Source organism: Stenotrophomonas terrae, assembly GCF_001431465.1.
Classification (GTDB): Bacteria; Pseudomonadota; Gammaproteobacteria; order Xanthomonadales; family Xanthomonadaceae; genus Stenotrophomonas; species Stenotrophomonas terrae.
Genome location: NZ_LDJJ01000026.1, coordinates 21,429 through 39,566, shown reverse-complemented (window position 1 = coordinate 39,566; position 18,138 = coordinate 21,429). Strand labels below are relative to the sequence as shown.

12 protein-coding genes are annotated in these 18,138 nt (G+C 62.5%); all 12 read right to left on the bottom strand.

Translation table 11 applies throughout. The annotated features are described in order from the left end of the window. Nucleotides 1–4 precede the first annotated feature (4 nt). The 12 genes from fliF to rfbF all read right to left on the bottom strand — a co-directional run bounded on the left by fliF (nucleotide 5) and on the right by rfbF (nucleotide 18,072). Nucleotides 5–1,648 carry a flagellar basal-body MS-ring/collar protein FliF gene (gene fliF / locus ABB27_RS07990; RefSeq protein ID WP_057628131.1) on the bottom strand — a complete coding sequence of 548 codons (1,644 nt, stop codon included), beginning with the start codon at nucleotides 1,646–1,648 and terminating at the stop codon, nucleotides 5–7. A gap of 12 nt (nucleotides 1,649–1,660) precedes the next feature. After that, entirely contained in the window at nucleotides 1,661–2,017 is a 357-nt protein-coding gene (gene fliE / locus ABB27_RS07985; protein ID WP_057628164.1) for a flagellar hook-basal body complex protein FliE, read from the bottom strand. 230 nt (nucleotides 2,018–2,247) lie between these two features. Continuing rightward, nucleotides 2,248–6,552 carry a glycosyltransferase gene (locus ABB27_RS07980; RefSeq protein ID WP_211263688.1) on the bottom strand — a complete coding sequence of 1,435 codons (4,305 nt, stop codon included), beginning with the start codon at nucleotides 6,550–6,552 and terminating at the stop codon, nucleotides 2,248–2,250. A gap of 602 nt (nucleotides 6,553–7,154) precedes the next feature. Beyond that, entirely contained in the window at nucleotides 7,155–8,561 is a 1,407-nt protein-coding gene (locus tag ABB27_RS07975; RefSeq protein ID WP_057628129.1) for a glycosyltransferase family A protein, read from the bottom strand. Nucleotides 8,562–8,572: 11 nt separating this feature from the next. Further along, entirely contained in the window at nucleotides 8,573–9,631 is a 1,059-nt protein-coding gene (locus ABB27_RS07970) for an NAD-dependent epimerase/dehydratase family protein (RefSeq protein WP_083491205.1), read from the bottom strand. A 76-nt stretch (nucleotides 9,632–9,707) separates the two neighbouring features. Continuing rightward, on the bottom strand, nucleotides 9,708–10,802 hold the full coding sequence (locus tag ABB27_RS07965; protein ID WP_057628127.1) for an N-acetylneuraminate synthase family protein: 1,095 nt from the start codon (nucleotides 10,800–10,802) through the stop codon (nucleotides 9,708–9,710). Nucleotides 10,803–10,841: 39 nt separating this feature from the next. Further along, complete coding sequence (locus ABB27_RS07960) at nucleotides 10,842–11,945, bottom strand: FkbM family methyltransferase (RefSeq protein ID WP_057628125.1); 1,104 nt, start codon at nucleotides 11,943–11,945, stop codon at nucleotides 10,842–10,844. After that, nucleotides 11,942–13,762 (bottom strand): thiamine pyrophosphate-binding protein, encoded by a 1,821-nt coding sequence (locus ABB27_RS07955; RefSeq protein WP_057628123.1) that lies wholly within the window; start codon nucleotides 13,760–13,762, stop codon nucleotides 11,942–11,944. Before ABB27_RS07955 ends, ABB27_RS07960 begins: the two co-directional genes overlap by 4 nt. Continuing rightward, nucleotides 13,759–14,907, bottom strand: a complete 1,149-nt coding sequence (locus tag ABB27_RS20320; protein WP_083491204.1) for an acyltransferase — start codon at nucleotides 14,905–14,907, stop codon at nucleotides 13,759–13,761. The genes ABB27_RS07955 and ABB27_RS20320 overlap by 4 nt, the downstream gene beginning before the upstream one ends. Beyond that, nucleotides 14,904–16,250, bottom strand: a complete 1,347-nt coding sequence (gene rfbH / locus ABB27_RS07945) for a lipopolysaccharide biosynthesis protein RfbH (RefSeq protein ID WP_057628118.1) — start codon at nucleotides 16,248–16,250, stop codon at nucleotides 14,904–14,906. The genes ABB27_RS20320 and rfbH overlap by 4 nt, the downstream gene beginning before the upstream one ends. Further along, entirely contained in the window at nucleotides 16,247–17,311 is a 1,065-nt protein-coding gene (rfbG, locus tag ABB27_RS07940; RefSeq protein WP_057628116.1) for a CDP-glucose 4,6-dehydratase, read from the bottom strand. The genes rfbH and rfbG overlap by 4 nt, the downstream gene beginning before the upstream one ends. After that, on the bottom strand, nucleotides 17,302–18,072 hold the full coding sequence (rfbF, locus tag ABB27_RS07935; protein ID WP_057628114.1) for a glucose-1-phosphate cytidylyltransferase: 771 nt from the start codon (nucleotides 18,070–18,072) through the stop codon (nucleotides 17,302–17,304). The genes rfbG and rfbF overlap by 10 nt, the downstream gene beginning before the upstream one ends. Between the last annotated feature and the right edge of the window lie 66 nt (nucleotides 18,073–18,138).

The window sequence follows — 18,138 nt, the reverse complement described above, 5'->3', positions numbered from 1 at the left end:
TGCATCAGTCATTTGACACCCATCCCTTCACTACCTGGGCAACCCGCTTGGAGTCGGTCTTCACTGCTTCACGGGCCATGCGCAGGCGTTCTTCATATGCATCCACTGGCAGGGCCAGCGCCGGCGTGCCGTCCAGGTGCAGGCGGTCGGCGGCAAGGGCCGGCATTTCGGTGCCGTCATCCAGTACCTGCACGTCGGCGCTGAGCGGATCTTCCGGGCCTGCAAGCGCCTTGGGCGTGCCGGTGATCTGGCGCAGGGCGGGGCGCAGCACGCCGAACAGCAGGGCCAGTACCACGATGGCGCCAAGAACCAGACGCAGGGCGTCACGGACCTGCGGGTTTTCCCACCACTTGGGCGCTTCCACCGGCAGGGCTTCACGCACGAAGGGCGCGTTCATCACCGACACGGTGTCGCCACGTTCGGCGTTGAAGCCCACAGCCTGCTTGACCAGTGCCTCGACGCGGGTCAGTTCGGCAGCACTGAGCGGCTGATCGGCGAGTTTGCCGTTGGCACCGGCACGCGGCACGTGGTCCACCAGCACCGCAACCGAGACGCGGTTGACCCGACCAGGCGGCTGGCGGGTGTGCTGCAGGGTGCGGTCCAGCTCGTAATTGCGGGTAGCGTTCTTGGAGGTTTCAGTCGGCGTGCTGGCCGTTGCCGGCGGCGCGGCGGCCGGGCCCGGCGGGGTGTTGCTGGTGGCGCCGGGAATGCCCTGCGGGCCAGCGGTGGTGCTGGTGTTCTCGCTGATCTGCTCGCTGCGCACCTTCTGCGGCTCGGCGTTGTAGAGCTCGCGGGCTTCCTCGGTGACGGAGAAATCCATGTCGACGCTGACTTCCGGGTTGACCCGGCCTGCGCCGGTCATCGGCTCCAGCAGTTCGCGGATGCGCTGGTTGTAGGAGCCTTCCAGGCGACGGACCTGGTCGAACTGGGCGGCGTTGAGCGCAGCGTCGCTGTTGGGATCGGCGATGGTGAGCATGCGCCCACTCTGGTCGACCACGGTGACGCGTTCGGGCGCCAGATCGGGAATGCTGGAGGCCACCATATGCACGATGGCATCGACCTGGTTGCGTTCCAGCTGCTGGCCGCCACGCAGTTCCAGAACCACCGAGGCGCTGGCGACATCACGCTGGCGGGTGAAGGCGCTGGGCTTGGGAATAGCCAGATGCACGCGGGCATCGCGCACCGGGCGCAGGCTGCTGATGGTGCGCACCAGCTCGGTTTCCAGCGCGTGCTGGTAGCGCGCGGTTTCAACGAACTGGCTGACGCCGAAACCGGGGTCGCGTTCCATCATTTCAAAGCCGAGGCGGCCACTTTCGGTCAGGCCGGAACCGGCCAGCTTCAGGCGCGCATCGTGCACGTTCTTTTCCGGCACGCTGATCGCGCCGGTAGCGGCGTCCAGCTCGAACGGGATCTGCGCAGAGCGCAGCAGGTCGGTGGCCTCGGCGGTGGCCTTCTGGTCCAGCCCGGTGTACAGCGGCATCATCTGCGGCTTCTGCGCCCAGAAGAACACGAACAGGCCGGCCGCCACGGCAACCGTGATCATTGCCATCAAGCCCAGGCGACGGGTGATCTGCAGGCTTTGCAGACGGTCGAACCAGGCCCCAGCCCGTTCCGGATTCAGTGATTCTCTGGACAGCGCGAGTGCCATGCGTGCGGATCCTTACAGCGGCATGTTCATCACGTCCTGGTAAGCCTGGACGAGACGGTTACGGACTTCCACGGTGGCGCGGAACGCCAGCGAGGACTGTTGGGAGGCGACCATGACCTTGGCCAGATCGGCATTGGCATCGCCACGCTCGAAGGCTGCGGCCAGTTGCCCGGACTTCTGCTGGGCTTCGTTGACGCCCTTGATGGCGCCTTCAAGGGTCTGGCTGAAGGACGGTGCGGCAACGGCATTGCCCTCGGCCAGCCCCTGGATCGCGTTGCTGCGCGGCAGATCGGCGATGGGCGCGGTTTGCCCCACCTGGTTCTGCAGCGTGCGGATCTGGGAGAGAACGGAGGTGATGGAGTGGGACATCGTGCGGGTTTCCGGGCAACGTGTGGGGAGCTGCTGGAGCAACTGCAAGTTGCGTGCCGGAACCGTGAAGGTCTTGATGTTCGTGAATACGTCGCGGCTGCGGTGATTGGGCGTCGGCTTTCCGACACGGGAGCTTCGGCTCACGCCGCTGGCGGTGGATTCGCAGCTGGCAGAACGAAGACGGCCGCCGGAGAACCGGCGGCCGTAATGACAATGGAGCAGAGCTTGGATCAGGGCAGCCAGGCGGCGCGCCACTCATCAAGCCCGGCACCTTCGAGCATCCAGTCGCGGTGAACCACCGATTTCAGCGCATCGCCTGCCAAGCGACGTACGTCGGCATCGGCCAGATGTTCGCGGATGGCACCCACCCATTCGCGGTGCCGGTTGCGTACGCGGGTAACCGGCAGGGCGGGGTCACGGTACGGGCCGACATCACTGCAGACCACCGGTACCGCGCAGGCACCGTACTCGAGCAGGCGCAGGTTGCTCTTGCATTCGTTGAAGCGGTTCTCTTCTAACGGCGCGATGGCCAGGTCGAGCTGCAGCTGCGCCAATGCACGCGGATACAGCGCGATATCCACGCCCGGATGGAACTCGGCCACATACGGACGCAGGCGGTCCGGGCACATGCCGAAGAACACCCAGTCCACCTCCTGCGCCAATTCGCTGACAACATCGGCAATCATTTCCAAGTCGCCGGTATGGCCCAGGCCACCGGCCCAGCCGACGCGTGGGCGCCGGTTGTCGTCGCGGCGCACTGCGGGCAGGTGCTTCCACCAGCTCAGCGGAAGACGGTTACGGGCAATGCGGATATCCGGATGCAGGCCTGCGAAGGCCTCGGCCATCGCCGGTGTGGACACCACGAACCGGTCGACCATGCCCATGGCCTTGCGCAGGCTGCGCAATACATCGCGCGGCATATGCTCGCGATGCGTGCTTTTGGCCGGCAGATTGGGCAGGTAGTCGTCGAGCTCATAGACCTTGATCGCACGCGAGAAGCGGGCACCGCGCTGGATCTTGTGCAGGTCATCCTCGCTGACGCGGCGCTGCAGGATCACTACATCCGGATCTATGCGCGCCTGCTCGACCGGGTCCAGCAAGGTCGAATAGAGCGCGCCTTCAACATGGCCTTCCAGCTTCAAGGCTTCAAACGGCTGGATTACCCGGTACTGGCCACTGCCCCAGGGATCGGCAGGCTGCGCCAATACGCGGGGAAGCGGCCGCCAGGGCAGTGGCTTCCACGAGAAATCCGATTCACCCAGGCGGAATCCACCGGCGACGTCCAGCCGCAGGCTGGGGTTGTAGGCCGGATCGTGGGCGAGGGCAGGGAGCCAGCGTTCGAGCAGGGCATCGGCTGTCGCTTCAATCATCCCGGACTGCTCGGTCGAATGCAGCAGCAAGGCATGCGGCGTCCACACGGTCAGATAGCCGCGCGCACGCGCGCGCAGGCACAGATCCACATCGGCACCTTCATCGGCGAACGTCGCGTGATCGAAACCATCCAGTTCGGCGAACAGCTCCGCGCCGATCAACAGGCAGCTGTCCGCTACCGCCGAATATTGCTGCGCCACCTGTAGACGGTTCATGTAGCCGGGCGCATCCATGGCAGCGCCGGCAAACGCGTGGCCGCCGCTGCAGAACAGGCCTGGCACCAGCCCGGCGTGGCTGAGCTTGCCATCGCCGGAGACGGTCTTGGCACCCACCACCCCGACCTCGGGGCGCAGGCCATGATTGAGCAGCTCATCCAGCCAATGAGGCTGCAACGCGGCTACCTCGGGGCGCAGGAACAGCAGGAACTCGCCGCTTGCCTGGGTCGCGGCAAGATTGCAGGCAGCGGCGTGCGGCAGCGGCGGATCGAAGGCGAATGCCTGCACCCGATCTGCGGCCAAGGACTCAACCTGCTGCATCCATTGACGCAGTTCATCCGTCGCGCCGTTGTCGACCAGCAGCAAGTGATAGTCGGCATAGCGGGTCTTTTCCAGTACCGATACCACGCAGCGCTCGAGGACTGCCAGCGTGGTGTCGGCCGATACCACGATCACCAGCGACACCACCGGCCGCCGTGCGTGCGCATGGTTGATGCGATACAAGCCCGAGCCAATCGCCTCCACTGTCGCATCGGGGTAACCGCGTGCGCGCAGATGGGCAAGGATGACCTGCTGCTGCGCCTGGCAGTCAAACCGCGCCGGCGCGCCAGTGATCACGGGTTCGTGCAGATGGGCAATGCCCTCAAAGCCACTGCGGTGAATGAGCCGCAGGATGAGATCAAGTTCGGTGGCACTGCCTGCGGCGGCATTGAAACCACCAGCATCGCGTGCCGACTGACATTGGAACACCCAATGTGATGCCAGCATCGCCGGGTTGCCGAGTAGCAGATCGAGATTGAAGTCGGGGCGCAGGATCGGCGCCAGCGTACCGTCAGCATTCCGGCACCAGCCGTCCGCAAACACAGCCCGCAGCTGCGGCTGCTCGGCCAGTTGCATGCGCAGTTGCAACAGACCGCCTGCAGCGAACTCGTCGCCGCCCTCAGCCGCCATCAGCCAGTCAGAGCCGATGTCTGCAAGAACGGCTTCGAGAATGGCTGCAGGCTGCTGCAGATCCCACTCAATTACCTGGACATCTTCGTCGGCAAGGGCAGCATGCATCCGCTCGGCCGGGCCAGCTGTCGCTACCACTATCTGCAAACCATCCGGCAGGCCGGTCTCGCCGCGGAGGCTGGCAATGCTGCGCAAGACAGCGACGGTGTCACCATCGGCGCAACGCAGCAGCACGCACAGTCGCGGTGGCGGCCCGAGGCTGCTGATGCGTTGTTCGCACAGCTGCCGCTGGAGCGGGCTTGGTGTGCGAACTGCACGCCAGTGGTCGATCGCGCTTTCCGCGGTTTGTGGCAGCAGACGGCCGAGTTGTTTCAGCCGCTCCGCGCGGCCGTTGCGAACGGTCTCCGCATCCAGATCGGAATGGCGTGCGTACAGTTTCTGGTAAAGCGCTGGGTAGTGCTCGAAGGCATGCACGGAGCGGCGCTCGTCGCCGTCAGCGCGCATCCGCACCTGCACGGTTTCCTGGTGGACGTGATGGAAGGCGACGCGCGCAGCCAGGCGCAGCAGGAAATCCCAGTCCTCCAATCCCGGCAGTCTTTCGTCGAAGCCGCCGACTTCCGCAGCGAGCGCACGTGGCCAAGAAAATGTGTTGATGGGGATGTAGTTGTCTACCGACAGCCGCTCGTGCGAGTAGCGGTCATGCGGATAGCGGCGCTCCTCGGCCAGCGGGTGCCGGCTGCTGCCTTCGATGCGCTCGGTGATAAACAACGCGTCGCTGTAGACCACCTCATCCGGGTGCGCCTGCAGCGCATCGGCCAGGGTCTGCAGGTGGTTGGGCAGGTACAGGTCGTCGTCGTCCAGATAGACCAGATAGCGTCCCCGCGCGAGCCGATGTGCCGCGTTGCGGGCGGCGGCGGGGCCGCCGTTGCGGCCAAGTTGCAGGTAGGTGAGTGGGAACCCTGGTTCGCCGAGCAGGTGTTCGACCGGGCCGCCGCAGTCATTGACCAGAATCACCTCGAAGTCGCGCAAGGTCTGTGCATGGATGCTGTTCAGAGCATCGGCAAGCAAGGCTGGGCGGTTCCAGGTGGTCAGGATGACGCTGAACAATGGCGCCGCATTGAACTCAGCCAGCTGCTCCAACTCGCTTACCAGTTTCTGCGCTCGTGCACCGAGTGCTGAGGTCCGCTCACCGGGGTAAAGCGAAAGACGGCGCTCGATGTGCTCGGCGACCGCATTTTCATGGCCGCGAAGATGTTTCTGGGCGCTACGTTTGAATACACCTTCAAGAATGGTCAGGTGATCTTCAAGCGGATTGGTGGAGGCATAGAACCGGCTGGAATGCTGCGAAGCATGCAGCCGGTAGCTGACGCCAGGCGCATCGATATATGCGAAGTCGGGGAACTTCTCGGCGATCTGGATTGACATCTCCCAGTCGCCGGCGCCATGCGTGTTTGACGGTTGCCAGGTGGTGCGTAGTTGGAGCGTGCGGTAGATTGCCGCCGAAGGTGCAATGTAGCAGTCGTGGACGAGCAGGTCGGCCACTTCGTTGCGACCGCCAACATAGTCGGCCGATCTGTAGCCAGGATGGCGCGGCTGGTTCACGGCGGCACCATTGTCGTCGACCCAACAGATGCTGGTATAGCCGGCAACCACCTGCGGGTTGCTGCATAGGGCAGGCATCAGTCGCAGCAGATGGCCGGGATTGTAGAAGTCATCGGCAGAGAGGAACGCGCAATAGGTGCCGCGCGCCAGGTTCAGGCCATTGAGCCAATTGAAGCCGGCACCATAGTTGTGTGGATTGCGCATGTAGCGGACCCGCGGCTCATCCGCAAAGCCATGCATGACCTCAGGGCTGTCATCGGTTGACGCATTGTCAAGTATCAGGATCTCGAGGTCGTCAATACCTTGATCCAGTACCGACTGCACACATTGGCGGAGAAAGCGCCCGTAGTTGTAGGCGGGCACGATGACGCTCAGCAGCGGTCCGTTGGCGCGCACTACAGCAGCGTCTCTGGCGATCGCAGTGGTTATCCAATTGATCCACGACGGTGCGGAGTGATAGTAGGCATGTACCCCTGTGTGGGCAGGCGGTATGTCGGCCAGTGCGAGTGCCTGGGCTGCAGCGTCACCGTGTAGACGGGAGTCAATATAGTGCGTTGTGGTGACGACGTTCCCTGCGCGGCCGGGGTGGTCGCCAGGAACGAAAATGGCCCCGAAGCTACCTTCATCTGCAAGCAGGGGCTGGTCCCGTGCAGTTGCCAGCACAAGGTACTTGCTGCTTGAGGCCTGCAATGTGAACGAAGCCTGGTCTGGGCGGGATTGGGCAAACAGCAGCACCGCGTCGGCATCCTGCACCAACGTCGCCAAATGCGGTGAACTGAAGCGCATGCCGTTGGCCAAGCCATACTCGCGCAGTCCGTTCAGTGGCAGCGATTGATTCAGGGCTTGCAGATCAGTGTCCGACAACGCATGGCAGGTCCCCGTACGGATGCAGAAGCCGAGCATGGCTACTTGCCATGGCGCACCGCTGACGCGTCCGCCGGGAATGGTTTTCCAATCAATCAAGATTCATCTCCAGCACTTTGTGCAGCTGCCATTGGTCAGAGTTGCTCCACCAACTGTTTCCACGAGACGATGGGTGTAACTGCATCGTGACGGCGAAGCATGTGGATGAGTTCGTCTTCATGGTCGCGTTCGGAACTCAGCACGATCGCATCAAGCGGCTTGTGGTTGTCTGCCAACCATGCTGGTTCGACGATCTGAACGCCCAACCAATCACGCCCCTGTCGGGTAACACTGGAGTCGAGGCAGCAGGCAATGTTGACACCGGCCTGGCGGGCCTCATGCACCAGCAGCGCCGACAACAGGACGCTACCGAGTATCACTACCTGCGAGCCCGGCGCGAACTTCTGAAAAAGGTTCCGCCCCTCACAGCGATGGCTGGCCCAGCGGTGCAGACGGTGTATGGAGGTCTGCAAGGTTTCGTCAGGCGTGGGCATGCTCAGGAGCAGGCGTTCAAGTTGGTCGTTCGCTCCTTGCTTTGCAATCTGGTCCAACAGAATGGCTAGCGGCAACAACTGGAATCCGGCGCGGGGATTCGCTGCAAGGTCTTTGCTGCCCTGAGCGAACATCTGCTGGAAGCGGCGGATTGCGGCTGTTGAAGTCGTCGCGCCGGGAATTTCGGTTACCTGTTTCTGCGCCTTGTAGCGCGCGATCAAGGCGTCATAGACCGGTGTGTACTGTTGTTTGTAACTGGTACGGACGACGAAACGGCGCAACGACACATAGCCGTGCAACACCGCGCCGGTCAGGTCGGCATGATTGGTTTCCTGGCCTCCATGCTGACGATAACGTAGCAACGGGGCGTTGAGAAAGGCCACTGGTGCCTTCAGATTCATCTTGGCAGGAATGATGTAGTCACCGCTGCCTTCAACGAGTGGACGCTTCCCGTTGCCAAGCGGTAGCCCGCGATATCCCTTGTGCAGGGTGGCAAGCGACAGCAGCCCGGGAGTAAATATCAGGCTGCTTGGTGGGTGCCAATGTCGCTCTTCGGCGGCCCTGGCGATGTATTCACCGCGGGCGTAGATCCGGTCCGGCCCGGGAGGCGCCAGGTGCTCCAGCAAGCGCTGGCCGTTCTCGTCGATCGTGCTCTGGTTGGTCCAGATGGCGGCGAGTTCGGGCTGGCGTTCAAACATGGACATCTGCCGCTGCAGCATGTCCGGCTCCATGATGTCGTCGTCATGGGTTATCAGCAGGCGCTTGCCGCGGGCGATAAGGACCGCGCTGGTGCCGTTGAAGCTGGCCGGATGACCTGGCGCATTGCGTACATAGCGCAACCGGTCGTCCTTGAAGCCGAGCACTACCTCAGGCGTGTCGTCAGTACTGCCGTTGTCCATCACCAGCAGTTCGAAGTCCGTGTACGTCTGCTCGATGATCGCGCGCAACGCCAGCCGCAAGTAATGCGGACGGTTGTAGGTAAGCAGGGCAACGGTGAGTGGAATTGTCATCGACGTACGGCTCAGGACACCAGCGATTCGGGAACGACGCGATTGTTGTACGCCCTGGCCCAGCTGGCCATTGCGTCAATGGAGTCTTCCAGGCTCGTCCATGGCGCCAGACCAAGCGCACGAGCCTCATCAATGGCGGGAACATAATAGGAGCGTGGGCCATCGGCTCGGCCGAGGATGCTCAGTTGGGCATCTGGTGCGAGCCGCTGCTGCACCAGAACCGCGAGCTCGGCGACACTCAACGCCTGGTCAGAGCCTACGTTGTAGGCATGCCCCGCAGTCCCTTCGGCCAGCAATATCAGCAGCCATACGGCCAGGTCGGCGCCGTGCAGGTAGCTACGCATGGCTTGGCCGGATGAGTTGAGCGTGATGCCATGGCCGCGCAGCGCATCGCGGACGAAGTTCCCAATGGCAAAGTGGCCGTCAAGCGCGAGGCCCGGACCAGAGAAAGCAAAACACCGGGTCATGACCACGTCAATGCCGGTCTGATGCATATATACCGCTGCCAGCGTCTCCTGCATGCGCTTGGACTCGCCGTAGATGTTCAGTGCGAGTCGGCTGTCGCAGGCCAATGCAGAGCTTTCTTTTGCGGGTTGCCCATCCGGAATCGCGCCGTACTGTGCTCCTGACCCGGTAAGCAGAAGTCGACTTGCGCCGTTGCGGTGTGCGTATTCAAGGACGCGACGCGTGCCGTCGATCACGCTGGCGAATATTTCCAGCGGCTGTTCATGCGCGCGGCTTGAGGTGTCTGTCGCGGCATGAAGAACCAGGTCCACTGGGCTGTCATGAACGGCAGCCAGAGCGCGGACATCGGATATGATCCAGCGCAGCCAGGGCTCTCCGGCATGCTCGGGATGTGCAACAAGGAAGCGGGCCGGATCGCGTGAAAGGGCAATGACCTGTATATGCGTGCCACCGGCATTGAGCCGTTGCAGCAATGCGAGTAGCCATTTTCCGAAGAAGCCGGTAGCTCCAGTCAGCAGCAGGTGCTTACCGTCCAGTGCAGCATTCAGGCGCGGCCAGATCGCTGCTGGCAGGCGGTCAAAACTGTCCGCTGCACAGCTGGCCATTGGCGAAGGAGGAGTCATCTGAGCTCGGCGATGAATGTTGATTGTTGGCGCTGCAGGTTCTGACGCGCGGCTGGTGTTACAGCCCGCGGTCAAGAATCAGGCTGTGCTGTTCGGTGCTGAAGGCGCTTGCAGCCACTGTTTCCAGGGTCAGGGCGGCGTCGCCGTCCAGCGGCTGTGCCAGTGTCAGGCCAGACAGTATTTCCCGGCACGAGAGCTGGCCCTTCAACAGCGGAACCGCCATATAGAAGTCTTTGTCGAAGGTCGCCGGTTCGACGACATAGCCGGCCGGCAACTCGCGCTTGGCGTAGACACCACGGACCAGATTGTCGAGATAGTTGATCTCGCGGCTCGGCAATTTGCGCCGTTGCGCGGTCGAGCCACCACACATCTCGCGCGCCTTGTGGTAGGCGGAGAACCATTCAGCGGCTTGATGGGGCAGCGTGCAGTACGAGGAGACCGGAATGCCATCAGCCTCGATGTCGATGTGGCGTTCCCAGGTGCGCGCGCCCTTGGCATATGACATCAGCATCGAGCTGGTCCAGTCGTGGTACTCGTGGGTGGACAGCCCAACCACATGCGTCGGGTATCGGCTACGGAGATAGTCGATCTGATTCAGTTCCAGCTCGTTGTCTTCGGAGGGATACAGCGACACACAATGATTGATGGCCAACGGAATTTCGCGTTCGCCGAACTGGCGAACGACCCGGTCAATGGTCTGCTCGCTTGCACCACCGGTGGAGATGATGGTGGGACGCCCGGTCCTGACGATGCGGTCGATCAGGGAATGGTCACCCAGGTCCGAGCTGGCGACCTTGATGATCGGGAAGTCCAGCGCTTCGCACAGTTCAACCGAGGGCTCATCAAATGGGGTTGCCATCGCGATGCATCCGCTGGCCTTGATGGCATCCACGAGAATCTTGAACTCCTCGATGGAGAGCTTGGTATCCATGGTTTTCTTGACGTAGCGGATATCGCTGCGCGCCTTGTAGTCCTTGTGGACGAAGGCATCGACGTCACGGAACTGCAGCTTTATCGCCGCGCGTACGTTCCCTGCGCGAACGACTTCGGAAAACTGCCTGACAATCTCAAGCCCACGCGCAAGATTGCCCCAATGGTTGTTTGCCAGTTCCAGGACAAACAGATCTTCGAAGAATTTATTGGTGGTTTGCATGATGCAGGTTCTGGTAGGAGAGAGGGGTTGCAGCAATGGTCAGGCGTTGTAGGCGTAGAACACCGCATCGAAGCTGTTGGCGCAGTGCAGCCGCAGCTTGATCGTATAGTCCGGGTTGATGGCATGAATCAGCGTCGGAATCTTCCACAGGTCATCCCAGCGGTGGTAACCGGCTATCGCCAGGAAAGGCTTGCGTGTGGAGATCAGCTGACGTGCGCCATGCAGTGCCTCCACCTCGCATCCTTCGATGTCCAGCTTCAGGAAATCAATGGGTAGTTTGGAGACAATGCTGTCCAGGTCGACCACCTGGATCTGGCTGTCGCCGGTTCCATCCACCGCACAGCCCGCACCGTTGTCGGAGCGGAAACGCAGGAAGCGCACTGCATCGGAGATGCCGAGTGGAAACAACGTTGCAGGCAGGTCGATGCTGGCGACATGCGTGACCAGCTTCCTGAAGTTGTCCGGATCCGGTTCGAACGCGAGAACCTGGGTAGGTGACAGTTTTTCCACTGCAAGACTGACGGTATCACCGTCATATGCACCGCCATCGAGGTAAACGTTTGTGCTGTGGGGGAGTGCAGGCAGCAGGTCGACCGGGAAGTACTGCGGACCCGCCGAGCGGGGCAGGGACTCGTCGAGTTTCGTACCGGTACGGAAATCGAGGATTGCGTCGAATACGGCGATGCTTTCCGCGTCAGCCAGCAACGCACGCGCTTGCGCGATGGAGGTCTGCTGCTGTTCGTAGGCGTGCAGCGGAGCCAGCCAGTAGCGCCAGCCCATCTGCGCTTCGACCAGCGCGTAGAACTGCTGTGGAACCAGTACTTCACTGAAACCGCTTGCCAGACACTGGCGGCGCAGCTGGACCAGGTCCGAGCTGTCGCCGTGGTTGAAGATGCCTATCCAGATTGGCTTGACCAGCAGCGCATCCGGAGTCTGCGCCAGGGCATGCACCGGAAGCCCGCGGTGGTGGCTCAGCGTGGCACTGCTGGTGATGAATGCATGCACCTCGATGCCCAGCTGCACACAGGCGTCATGCAGGTCGCCCGCCATGCCGCCGGTGCCCATGATGGCGATACCGTCGCGTCGCGCGTTCTTCAGCCAATTCTGGCCCTGTGCTTGAAGCTCCAATGCCTGCTGGTTCATGGCTGCGTTACCTGGCGGATAGCCGCTGCCTGCGCGCGGATGTCCTGCAATTGCTCGACATCCAGGAACGGGAACATGTCATCGAGTTCCGGCGTATGGAACGCGCCATTGGCGTCGCGTCGCGATTTGATCCGCGGTTCAAATTCCTGCTGCGGGTCCACATGAACATGTAGCAGCGCGGGACCGTCTGCGGCGAGTGCGGAGTCCAACAACGGCAGTTCGTTGGGCTCGCGCACAGCGATAGCGGGGATCCCGTATGCCGTCGCCAGCCGTGTGTAGTCCGGGAACTCGACGCCGCTGTTGGCGGTGGCGCCGACTACGGTGCCGAAGAAGTTCTCGTGGGTCTGGCGGATGGACAGGTAGCCCTGGTTGTCCAGTACCACGATCACCACATTGAGACCCAACGTGCGCAGGGTCTGCAGCTCCTGCACGTTCATCTGCAGGCTGCCATCGCCGGCAAAGCAGATCACTCGCCGCTCGGGCGCTGCCAGTGCAGCGCCGATAGCGGCCGGAAGATCGTAGCCCATCGATGCAGAGCCGGAATTGCTGAACATGCGCTGCTGCGCCTGCAATGCGCCTACCTGGAAAGGCAGGATGCAGGCTGAAGCGTTGCCGCAGACGATGATGTCATCAGCACGTAGCTGCCGGAACACGCGTTCAACCAATGCATAAGGATTGATCGAAGGTGCCTGCTGCTGGGCCTGGGAGATGGAGGGGAACCGACTGCGCAGGTTGCGCAGCCAGTCTGCCCAAGGTGCGTAGCCTGGCAGCGTCGTATTCTCGAGGCTGGCCTGCAGCGTGGTGAGAAACTCGCCTGCATCGGCATTTACGCGCAGATCGGTACGCAGGCTGGGTTTGTCCAGCTCGGCTTGATCGATGTCGACGTGGACGGTGTATGCGCGGGCGGCAAACGCATCCCAGTTGTAGCTGGTCTGGCGGATATTCAGGCGAGAGCCGATGGTGATGACCAGGTCCGCATTCTGCACGGCGAAGTTGCCTGGCCGGGTACCGATGGTGCCAGGGCGGCCGGCGAACAAGGGATGATCGCTGGCGATCAGATCGTGCGTCCATGCCGTGGCCAGCGGAATGCCATGGCGTTCGGCAAACGCGAGCAGCGCTGCTTCAGCACCGCTGAGCCTTACGCCAGTGCCGGCGAGGATGACAGGGCGGTGTGCGGCGAGCAGTCGTCCAACGATATCCCTGCAGTCTTCGCTCAGCTGCGATGCCGGAGCCGCCGCCGCGCGGGCTGCCGTTGCCGGGAAACTTACATCAGCAACCGCACCTTGCAGGTCCAATGGAATATCCAGCCACACCGGGCCGGGCCGACCTTCGGTGGCCAGCGCGAACGCGAGCGGCAGTTCCGTCTCAAGCTCAGCGAGCTCGCCAATGGCGACCGCGCGCTTGCAGACAGGGGCGGCCATCGCAACGATTGGTGCTTCCTGGTCGCCCAACTGGCGCAGGCCGGCTATCGGCCGGTGATCCAAGGCGGTTTCCCGCTTTACCTGGCCTGAGAGAACCAGCATGGGAATGGAATCGGTGAATGCGCCAAACACGCCATTGAGCGCGTTGATGCCGCCGGGCCCCGTGGTCACATTGACCACGGCTGGCTTGCCGGCGATACGCGCATAGCCTTCGGCAGCCATTGCACAGGCCTGCTCATGGTGCATGTACGTGCAACGCAGCCTTGGATTGGTTCCCAATGCCTGATTGAGGAACATGGCGCCACCGCCTGTGACGGCAAACACCTGCTCTACGCCACGATCTGCCAGCCAATCGGCAATCTGAGAGGAGACCGTGGCTTTCCGGGAATCGCTCATCGACGCACGCCCGCATCGCCCGACGAGAAGCGGGTGTGTTGATGGTGAAAGGCGGGGAGAGCCTGGGCAGTATCCATGCGGGTTCCTGCAATTGACTGGATCATGGCTGTTGGGCTTGGCTTGCAGTCCGAGAGGTGGAGTAGGGTGGGCGAACAGGTCAGTTCATCTTTGCGCCAAGTGACGTTGTCGCGGATCACCCGTGCAGGACTGCCAGCAAGAACCGTGCCTGGGGCGAACTTGCCAGCAGTGACCGCGCGTGCGCCGATGATGCAGTCGTCGCCGATCTGGCAACCTCCAAGCAGGAATGCCTGGTAGCCGATCCAGACATGGTTGCCGATGCGGATATGCTTGCCGTGGTTTACGCGCTCGCCGCTGCTGGCATCGAAGATGGGGTGGGAATCGGTCTGCTGCAGGTGCACCTGCACCGATACCATGCAGTCGTCGCCGAATGTAATCTCGCCTTCGTGTACATCGGCGATGAGTGCTTCGAATGTGCAACGCTCACCCGTCTTGAAGCGGGCATTGCTGCTCGCGGTGACGCTGAAATCGCCAGCCATCCAGGTGCCCGCCCCCAGATCGACGCAGGATCCTTCACCGAGGAAAGTAATCTTGTTGCTACCGTTGAAGTGACAGCCAGCGCCGATCCGCAGCCGATTTCTGCCCGCGCTCAGCGGCTGTCTGCCGTCCTTGCCGTCACGCCCAAAGCGAACGCTTAGATTGGGAGGGACTTCGCCTTCCCATTCGATGCTGTTGCCATACGGGTCAGAGTAGGGTGCCGACAACGACGCAACATCGATGACCGGGTAGATATCCGCCTGAAAGCCGATGATGTCGTCCAACAGGCAATGCGTGATGCCTAGCCCGCTCAACTGCGCATTGATTTCCGGATAGTGGGCGCGTGAGGTGGTTACGATGACGAATGGGCGATCGAGCGTACTCAGCTGCTGCGGTGGCACGTACAGATAGTGCGGATAGCGCTGCGCCGCATCAGCATGGTTGTCGCTGATGTGGGTGAGTGCGAAGTTGGCACGAAGCCAGGGTTCGGCCATCTGCAGCATGTTGCCAGCACCCATCACCACAACGGTGCCTGTCTGCTGGATGTGTTCGCGGGGAATCCCGTGACTGGCGACGAGGGCAGGGCTCATACAGATGCCTGGGCGCGTGACGACGCGGAAGTGCTGGCCAGTCCGCTCTCGATGCAACTGGCGGCGTAGTCAAGCTGGTCTTCGCTCAGGCCCGGCCACAGACCGATCCAGAAGGTGTCTTTCATGACCTTGTCGGTCACCGGCAGCTCACCGCTGACCCGGTAGTTCTGGCCCTGCATGTAAGGCTGGCGGGTCAGGTTGCCGGCAAACAGCAGGCGGGTGCCGATCTTGTGGCTGTCCAGGTGGCGCAACAGGTCTTCGCGCAGCACGCCGCTGCCATCACGCAGGGTGATCGGGAAGCCGAACCAGGAGGGATCGCTGCCGGGCGTGGCATGCGGAAGAATCAATTGTTCAGTGCTGCCGGAAAGACGCTGGTGCAACCAGGCAAAGTTGCGTTTGCGCGCGGCAATGAAGCCCTCCAGGCGATCCATCTGTGCCAGTGCACAGGCGGCCTGCATGTCGGTGATCTTCAGGTTGTAGCCGAGGTGCGAGTAGGTGTACTTGTGGTCGTAGCCTTCCGGCAGGCCGCCCAGCTGCCAGTCGAAGCGCTGCCCGCAGGTATTGTCGGTGCCCGGCCCGCAATAGCAATCGCGGCCCCAGTCACGGAAAGATTCGATGATGCGCTTCAGGCGCGGCGAGCCGGTGAACACCGCGCCACCTTCGCCCATGGTGATGTGATGGGCTGGATAGAAGCTCAAGGTGCCGATATCGCCGAAGCTGCCAACCAGCTTGCCGTTGTAGGTGGAGCCCAGCGCGTCACAGCAGTCCTCGATCAGCCACAGCCCATGGCGGTCGCACAGCTCGCGTACAACGGCCAGGTTGAATGGGTTGCCCAGCGTATGCGCGAGCATGATCGCGCGCGTACGCGGAGTGATCGCCGCTTCGATCAGCTCGGCGTTGACGTTGTAGGTGCCCAGCTCGACATCGACGAATACCGGCACCGCACCGCATTGAAGAATCGGATTGACCGTGGTCGGGAAGCCGGCGGCGACGCCGATCACCTCATCGCCCTTGCCGATGGCGCGTTCGCCAAGGCGCGGCGAGGTCAATGCCGAGAACGCCAGCAGGTTGGCGGAAGAGCCCGAGTTGGTGGTGAGTACGTTGCGGATGCCGAGGTAGCGTGACAGCTTCTTCTCGAAGGCCTCGTTGAAGCGTCCGGTGGTCAGCCAGCCATCCAGCACGGCCTCCATCATCGACTTCAGCTCGGGGGCGCCTATGACCTTGCCGGACGGTGCCACCGTGCTGCTGCCGGGCACAAAGGCAGGTGCGGCCAGGTGTCGGTCGGCGTATTGCCCGACCAGTTCGGCGATCTGATGGCGCAGCTGGAGTTCGTCGTGGTTCATCGCGTGCTGTTCTGGAAATCTTCGATCTGGGTGAGTGTGTGACGCTGCATGTCTTCGCCGGCTTGCCATGCCTGGTGCCAGCGCACGGTCTGCGCCAGTGCCTGCGGCAGCGACCATCGTGGTTTCCATGCAAGCAAGTGCCGTGCCTTGGCCGAATCCAGGGCCAGCAAACCGGCCTCGTGCGGTTGCGGTGTGGCGTCGATCTGCCATTGCGGCTTGCCCGGCCACAGCGCCGCCAACTGCGCGACGACGGCACCGACACTGGCGACATCGGCGGTATCCGGACCGAAATTCCATGCCGAATCTGCGCCGTGTTGGCCATTCAACAGCGCCTGCGCAAGCAGCAGATAGCCGTGCAGGGGTTCAAGCACGTGCTGCCAGGGGCGGGTGGCGCCGGGGTAGCGCAGGGTGACGGGCTGATCGTGTTGCCATTGGCGCAGGATGTCGGGCAGCAGCCGTTCCGCTGACCAATCACCGCCGCCGATCACATTGCCGGCGCGTGCGGTCGCCAGCGCCACTCCCTGCGCCTGCAGGAAGGACGCGCGCCAGGAGGCGCACAACAGCTCAACGGCAGCCTTGCTGCTGCTATAGGGGTCGTGGCCGCCCAGGGCGTCCTGCTCGCGGTAGGGCCATACCCACTCGCGGTTGTCATAGCACTTGTCGGTGGTGACCACGAGCACGGCGCGAACGCTGTCGCATTGGCGCACCGCCTGCAGCACATTGAGAGTGCCGGTGACATTGGTCGACCAGGTGTCTGCAGGCGTCCGGTAGGACTCGCGCACCAAAGGCTGCGCAGCAAGATGCAGCACCAGTTCGGGTTGTTGCCGCGCCATTGCGGCGGTCAAACGCTCGGCGTCGCGGATGTCGGCCAGTTCACCGCCGATCAGGTCGGCCAGCCCGGTCGCCTGCCACATCGAATCACCGTCCGCTGCGTGCAGGGCGTAGCCATGAACATCGGCGCCCAGCTGGCGCAGCCACAGCGCCAGCCAACTGCCCTTGAAGCCGGTGTGGCCGGTAATGAAGACCCGGCGCCCGCGCCAGAAATCCGAAGTCACTGCCACAGTTTCCACTCCGCCTTGCCCAACGACCAACGTTCCTCGAGCCGCGTTTTGTCACGCAGGGTGTCCATCGGCTGCCAGAACCCGTGATGGAGGAAGGACATCAGCTGGCCTTCATCGGCCAGCTGGCGCATCGGTTCCTGCTCCCAGGTGGTGGCATCGCCTTCGATGTAATCGAATACGCCCGGCTCCAGCACGAAGAAACCACCGTTTATCCAGGCGCCATCGCCCAGCGGTTTTTCCTTGAAGCCGCATACCTGCGTGCCGGTGATATCCAATGCACCAAACCGACCTGGCGGCTGCACGGCGGTCACCGTGGCCAGACGACCGTGCTGACGATGGAAGTCGACCAGGCTGGAAATGTCGATGTCGGCCACACCATCGCCATAGGTCAGGCAGAACGTGTCGTTGCCCAGGTACTCGCGTGCACGCTTCAGGCGGCCACCGGTGGAGGTGCTGTCACCGGTATCCACCAGCGTCACCCGCCACGGTTCGGCGTTGCGGTTGTGGATCTGCATGCGGTTTTCGGCCATGTCGAAGGTGACATCGGACATGTGCAGGAAGTAGTTGGCGAAGTACTCCTTGATCACATAGCCCTTGTAGCCCAGGCACACGACGAAGTCGGTGATACCGAAATGCGTGTAGAGCTTCATGATGTGCCAGATGATCGGCTTGCCGCCGATCTCGATCATCGGCTTGGGGCGCAGGTGGGACTCCTCGCTGATGCGGGTTCCCAGGCCTCCGGCCAGGATGACGGCTTTCATTCCAGTAACGGCGGGCTTCATGTGCAGGCAGGGCAGCGAATGATGTGAATGACGCTGCAAGATTCA

Excerpts from the sequence above, each read along its gene's own strand:
- fliF (WP_057628131.1), bottom strand. The coding sequence starts at position 1,648 with ATGGCACTCGCGCTGTCCAGAGAATCACTGAATCCGGAACGGGCTGGG.
- fliE (WP_057628164.1), bottom strand. The coding sequence starts at position 2,017 with ATGTCCCACTCCATCACCTCCGTTCTCTCCCAGATCCGCACGCTGCAG.
- ABB27_RS07975 (WP_057628129.1), bottom strand. The coding sequence starts at position 8,561 with ATGACAATTCCACTCACCGTTGCCCTGCTTACCTACAACCGTCCGCAT.
- ABB27_RS07970 (WP_083491205.1), bottom strand. The coding sequence starts at position 9,631 with ATGGCCAGCTGTGCAGCGGACAGTTTTGACCGCCTGCCAGCAGCGATC.
- ABB27_RS07965 (WP_057628127.1), bottom strand. The coding sequence starts at position 10,802 with ATGCAAACCACCAATAAATTCTTCGAAGATCTGTTTGTCCTGGAACTG.
- ABB27_RS07960 (WP_057628125.1), bottom strand. The coding sequence starts at position 11,945 with ATGAACCAGCAGGCATTGGAGCTTCAAGCACAGGGCCAGAATTGGCTG.
- ABB27_RS07955 (WP_057628123.1), bottom strand. The coding sequence starts at position 13,762 with ATGAGCGATTCCCGGAAAGCCACGGTCTCCTCTCAGATTGCCGATTGG.
- ABB27_RS20320 (WP_083491204.1), bottom strand. The coding sequence starts at position 14,907 with ATGAGCCCTGCCCTCGTCGCCAGTCACGGGATTCCCCGCGAACACATC.
- rfbH (WP_057628118.1), bottom strand. The coding sequence starts at position 16,250 with ATGAACCACGACGAACTCCAGCTGCGCCATCAGATCGCCGAACTGGTC.
- rfbF (WP_057628114.1), bottom strand. The coding sequence starts at position 18,072 with ATGAAAGCCGTCATCCTGGCCGGAGGCCTGGGAACCCGCATCAGCGAG.